The sequence below is a fragment of the Mesorhizobium sp. M7A.F.Ca.CA.004.04.2.1 genome, from assembly GCF_004022825.1.
Lineage (GTDB): Bacteria > Pseudomonadota > Alphaproteobacteria > Rhizobiales > Rhizobiaceae > Mesorhizobium.
On record NZ_RZPH01000324.1, the window covers coordinates 1 to 5,678 of the forward strand.

Annotated in this window: 4 protein-coding genes and 1 pseudogene; all 5 read left to right on the plus strand. The window is 62.6% G+C overall.

Annotation, left to right across the window (positions count from 1 at the left end; genetic code table 11):
- Window positions 1–327: pseudogene (locus tag EN893_RS16000) on the plus strand (acyl-CoA dehydrogenase); the annotation flags it as partial.
- 57 nt (window positions 328–384) lie between these two features.
- Window positions 385–939, plus strand: coding sequence for a flavin reductase family protein (locus EN893_RS16005; protein ID WP_236383135.1), 555 nt, complete (start codon window positions 385–387; stop codon window positions 937–939).
- A gap of 390 nt (window positions 940–1,329) precedes the next feature.
- A complete protein-coding gene (locus EN893_RS16010; protein ID WP_127269806.1) occupies window positions 1,330–2,865 on the plus strand; it encodes an FGGY-family carbohydrate kinase in 1,536 nt (511 codons plus the stop codon).
- Window positions 2,862–3,638 carry a DeoR/GlpR family DNA-binding transcription regulator gene (locus EN893_RS16015; protein ID WP_127269804.1) on the plus strand — a complete coding sequence of 259 codons (777 nt, stop codon included), beginning with the start codon at window positions 2,862–2,864 and terminating at the stop codon, window positions 3,636–3,638. Before EN893_RS16010 ends, EN893_RS16015 begins: the two co-directional genes overlap by 4 nt.
- A gap of 50 nt (window positions 3,639–3,688) precedes the next feature.
- The gene (locus tag EN893_RS16020; protein ID WP_164748772.1) at window positions 3,689–5,347 is read left to right on the plus strand and encodes a glycerol-3-phosphate dehydrogenase/oxidase; all 1,659 of its coding nucleotides are present in this window, start codon (window positions 3,689–3,691) and stop codon (window positions 5,345–5,347) included.
- Window positions 5,348–5,678 lie beyond the last annotated feature (331 nt).

Here is a 5,678-nt window from a genome sequence, read left to right on the forward strand (position 1 = left end):
GCCCGCGCCTTCGTCTTCGAAGTCTGGCGCGACATCGAGGCGACGGTCGAGGCCGGCAATAGCGTGTCGACGCGGCAGATCAGCCTTGTCCATCTGGCCAAATCCGAGATTCACGAGGTTGGCGTCGATATCTGCAACTTCGCCTACCGCGCTGGCGGCGGCGCATCGCTCCGCGCCGGTGTGATCCAGCGCACCTTCCGCGAGATGATGGTAGCGGCCAACCACTTCACCATCGCGCCGTCGATCGTCACCTCGGCCGGCCGCGACATCGGCGGCGTGTGGAGCGATCGAACCTGGCAGTTCTACGACCTGATCGAGAAGAAGTAGTTGCAAGGGCCGGACAGCGGACGCCGTCCGGCCCCTTTTTCATGCTGCAGAAGAGACATGTCGATGAGCATCCCGCACCCCATGACCAACGCCTTCCGCGAAGCCTTTCGCCACCATCCGGCCGGTGTCGCGGTCATCACTGCCGATCCCGGCGACAGGCCGGTGGCGATGACCGTGTCTTCGCTGATCTCGGTAAGTGCCGCGCCGCCGGTCGTCGCCTTCTCGCTCTCGATGAAATCGACTTCGTCCGAGCCCTTGCTGCGGGCCGAGACCATGGTGATCCACCTGCTGCGCTTCACTGATATCGACCTGGCGCAGCTCTGCGCGTCCAGCGGCGCGGAACGTTTCCCGCCGGGAGGCGCCTGGGCGCGGCTGCCCACCGGCGAACCGCGCTATACCGGCGTTTCGACCTGGTTCCGCGCCCGTCGGCTCGGCGTTCTGCCGATTGAGGGCGCGACACTGGTCGCGGCCGAACTCCTTGACGGCGAGGTACAGCCGGACGAGGTCCCCCCGGAGGCGCATTCGCTTGTTTATCTCGACCGTCGCTGGCATCGCCTGCACAAGGAACTGGACGGGGTGGCTGAGCTTCTTGAGTCGTCGCGTTTTCTTTGAAGGCGCCGAAGCGGTGCGGGTTGTCCGGTCGTTGCGCAGGAACTCGCAAAGCCAGTCGAAGCGCGTTCGGCGTCAATCGTACCGTGCTCTCTGGCTCCCAGCGCGGGGTTGAAGCCTATCCGGCCAGTTGGGCACTAGCCGGAACTTCGTCCGCATCGGATGCGGTACGAGGGGATGGCAATTTTCGTCGCAGATGACGTCAGACATATCCGCAAAATATCTCACGTATTGACGTTAACTTAACATGCTACTATGGTCTTTTTACCGCGTCGGATGCGTCGCTTTTGTATCACCGTTGCTCGTTGATTGTCGTCATGCCTGTCATCCCTATCCCAACCTGCAGGTTTGCCTTGCAGCGCCCTTCACCAGTTGCTGAAAGCGGCGGCGCCCATGCCCAGTTTGCTCGGAATCGATAACGGTCTCACGGTCACCAAGGCGGTGATCTTCGATGCCGATGGCACGCAGTTGTCGGTGGCGCGCCGGCGCGTCCCGCAGTCGATGCCCCATGCGCGCTGGGTGGAGCGCGACATGGCAAGGCTATGGCAAGCCACCGCCGATGCCATCCGCGAAGCGATCGCATTGTGCGGCCGGGCCGCCAACGATATCAAGGCGGTGGCGGCGACCGCACACGGCGATGGTCTCTATTTGCTCGACAAGGATCGCCGGCCGCTAGGCCCCGGTATCCTGTCGCTTGACAGCCGCGCCGGCGAGATTGTCGAACAATGGTCGGCGGATGGGGTCTTCCAAAATGCGTTGGCGCGTACCGGACAGGCGCCGCACGTTTCGGCTCCGTCGGCGCTGCTGGCCTGGATCAGGAAGAACCAACCCGACCGCTATGGCCGCATCGGGCATATACTGGCCTGCAAGGACTGGCTGCGCTTTTGCCTGACCGGCACGATCGGCACCGACCGTACCGAGGCCAGCACCTCATTCACGGATTTCCGCACGCAGGATTACGCGCTGGAAGCGATGCGCATCTTCGAACTGGACGATCTTTTCGACGCGCTGCCGCCGATGGCGCATTCGGCCGAGATCGCCGGCCACGTTACCGCCGAGGCCGCCGACATGACCGGCCTTGCCAAGGGGACACCAGTGGCGAGCGGCCTGCATGACGTAACTGCCTCCGCACTTGGCATGGGCGGCCATGAGGAGGGTGTGCTTGCCATTGTCGCCGGGACCTATTCCATCAACGAAGTGGTCTCTTCGCAACCGCGCGTCGACCCGCGTTGGCTCTGTCGCAACGCCATCGACGCCGGCCGCTGGAACAACATGGCGATCTCGCCGGCCTCGACCGCGAACTACGATTGGTTTCTCGACACGTTCTGCCGCTCGGAACAGGAGAGGGCATCGGTCGGTGGTGGCTCGATCCACGAGGTTTTGGCAACAGAGATCGACGAGGCGCTTAAAAAGCGGTCGACCATCCTGTTTCATCCCTATCTGTTCGGCTCCCCCTTTGGCGATGTCGCCAGCGGCAGCTTTGTCGGCCTTCATGGCTGGCACAATCGCGGCGATATGCTCAAGGCGGTTCTGGAGGGCATTGCTTTCAATCATCGTACCCATGTCGAAGCCTTGCGCGACGGCTTTGCCATCAGCGAAATCCGCCTGACCGGCGGCGGCTCGCGCAATCCGGCCTTCGTCCAGATGTTTGCCGATGTGTTGAACGCCCCGGTCATCGTTACCTCGACCGACGAGGCCGCGGCGTTTGGCGCTGCGCTTTGCGCGGGTGCGGCGGTTGGCATCTTCGCGACGCCGCAAGAAGGCGCCAGGCAAGTCGGCATGACCGCGCGCCAATACGAGCCAGTGCCGGCCTCGAGTGCTGTGTTCAACGAGCGCTTTTCCCTCTATGGCCGCATAGCCGGTGCGCTCGAACCGCATTGGCCTGACATCGAGAAACTGGCGCGGCCAGACACCGGGGGAAGCGCATGATCAAGGCCGACGAACGACGCGAAGAGATCGCCGATTATGTGATCAAGCTCGGCCAGGTACGCATCGACGATCTGGTCGAGCATTTCGGCGTGTCGCGTATGACCATCCACCGGCACATCGACCGGCTGGCGCAGCAGGGCGTGTTGCGCAAGCTGCACGGTGCGGTCACGGTTCAGCCTTCCGGTCTCTACGAAAGCGCCTTCCGCTACCGGGTGACGGTCAACCGTGCCGAAAAGGATGCTCTGGCGCGGACAGCACTCGATTATATCGAAGCTGGCCAGGTGGTGATGCTGGACGATTCGTCAACGGCAAATGCGGTCGCTACGCTCCTGCTCGACGTCAAGCCGCTGACCGTCATCACCAACTCAGTGGCGACGGCTGCACTGCTGACCCATGTCGACGAACTCGACTTCATCTGTCTCGGCGGCCAGTACCACAACACCTACAACGCCTATATCGGCATCGTCTGCGAGAACGCGGTGGCACAGCTTCGCGCCAATGTGCTGATCTGTTCGGCTTCGGCCATCACCGGAACCACCGCCTTCATCCAGGATCCCAATGTCGTGCGGGTCAAGCAGGCGATGATGGCCGCATCGGTCAAGCGTATCCTTCTGATCGACCATGCCAAGTTCGATAGGATCGCGCTGCATGTCTTCGATGATCTGACCAGCTTCGATGTCGTGCTGGCGACCGAAGGCCTGGGCGATGCGCGGGCGCAAGCCCTCGAACGGGCCGGCGTGAAGCTGCGCATCGTCAAGACGAAAGCGCCATGAGCTCGAGCGAAGCAATACGTACGGAAAATCCAGCCGGGCGTCTGGCCGCCATGGCCGGAGCCGGGGAGGTCGACGTCGTCATTCTTGGCGCCGGCATCAACGGGGCAGGGCTGTTTCGCGATCTGTGCGCGCAAGGCGTCAGCTGCCTGATCGTCGACAAGGCGGATTTCGGCTCCGGCACGAGTGCTGCGCCATCGCGGCTCATTCATGGCGGTCTGAAATATCTCGAAACCGGCGAGTTCAGGCTGGTGGCGCAGTCGACGCTCGAACGCAATTTGCTTTTGAAAAACGCGCCGCACTATGTCAGCCCGCTGCCAACGGTCATCCCGATCTTCTCCTGGAGCAAGGGCATGCTGGCGGCGCTGCGGACGCTGTTCGGCTCGACCAGCGCGCCGCGCAGCCGTGGCGCCGTCCTGATCAAGATCGGCCTGATGATCTATGATTTCTATGGCTCGCGAAACCAGGTCATGCCGCGTCACCGCATGGTCGGGCGGCGCCAGGCGCTCAGTGAGATGCCGGCGCTCGCCCCCTCGATCGTCGCCACCGGCACCTATTACGACGCCAAGATAAGCCACCCCGAGAGGCTCGTGCTCGAACTGATCCTCGATGGGCTGCAGGCAAACGAGGCCTCGGCCAGCGCGAACTACACGGCGCTGGCGAAGTCCGCCGATGGCGTGCTGACCTTCCAGCCGGAAAACGGCGCGGCCTTTTCGGTGCGGCCGAAGCTGGTGGTCAATGCCGCCGGTCCATGGATCGACGATGTCAACGATTCGCTAGGCGCGCCGTCGAAGATGATCGGCGGCACCAAGGGCTCGCACATCCTGTTGAAGCACGACGAGCTGGTCAAAAGCCTGGCCGGACGCATGCTGTATTTCGAAGCCGATGACGGCCGCATCTGCCTTGTCTACGACTATCTCGGCCTGGCGCTGGTCGGCTCCACCGACATCAAGGCCGACAACCCCGACGCGGTGCGCTGCGAACCTGACGAAGTCGAGTACCTGCTCGACAGCGTACGGACGCTGCTGCCGGGGATGGCGTTCGAGCGCGACCAGATCGTCTATGCCTATAGCGGCATCCGGCCGCTGCCGGCCTCGGATGCATCGGTGCCCGGCTTGATCAGCCGTGACCACTCGGCGCCCGTCGCCGAGCCGGATCGGAACAGACCTTTCGCAGTCATCTCGCTGATCGGCGGCAAGTGGACGACCTTTCGCGGCTTCGCCGAGGAAGTCGCCGACACCGTGCTCGGCCGCCTGCAGCGCAGCCGCAAGGTGACGACGCAGACCATGCCGATCGGCGGCGGCAGGGATTTCCCGGCTGATGCTGCAGCGCGAGCAAGTTGGCTGGCTCTGGCTCACTCGGAGACGGGCGCTGGAGAACGGCGTCTCGAGGCGCTGCTGTCGCGATATGGCACCAGAGCCACGCAGATCGCCACACATGAGCCGGATGATGAGGGCCGACTGCCGGATTCAGAAAGCTACAGCCGATCGGAAATTGACTACATCGTCCGCACCGAGTTCGTCGAACATCTGGCCGATATCGTCATGCGCCGCAGCACCCTGGCGATATCAGGGTCACTGACGGGCCGGGATCTGCAGGAGATTGCGACGATTGCCGGACGGGCGCTGGGCTGGAGCGCCGGGCGCCTCGCAGAGGAAGTCGAGGCCGCCGCCCTGGAACTCGAGGACCGGAACCTGATGCGGCTGGGCTGATCATTCCGTCGCCGATGCTCTTTCCCAAGGCAATCCGGTCGGTTTGCCTAAGGATGCGCCGCATCCCCAATCGCTCAACTCACAGGTGGATTGGGATTTTGCCGATGTCAGATATTATTATGGAGAAACAGCTAGTTAGAAAAAAATTAGATAGCCGATGGCTGTGCAATTCTACTGGCTCAGGCACGAAATAACACAGATTGACGTTAAATTAACATAGCCGTATGATCGAGTAACATGCTCACCTCCTAATAGGTCGATGTTGCCCGCCGAAATGCCGGCAGACCGGCGTTTCGGGAAGGGCGAGACCTGTGAATTCCCCATATGTGCA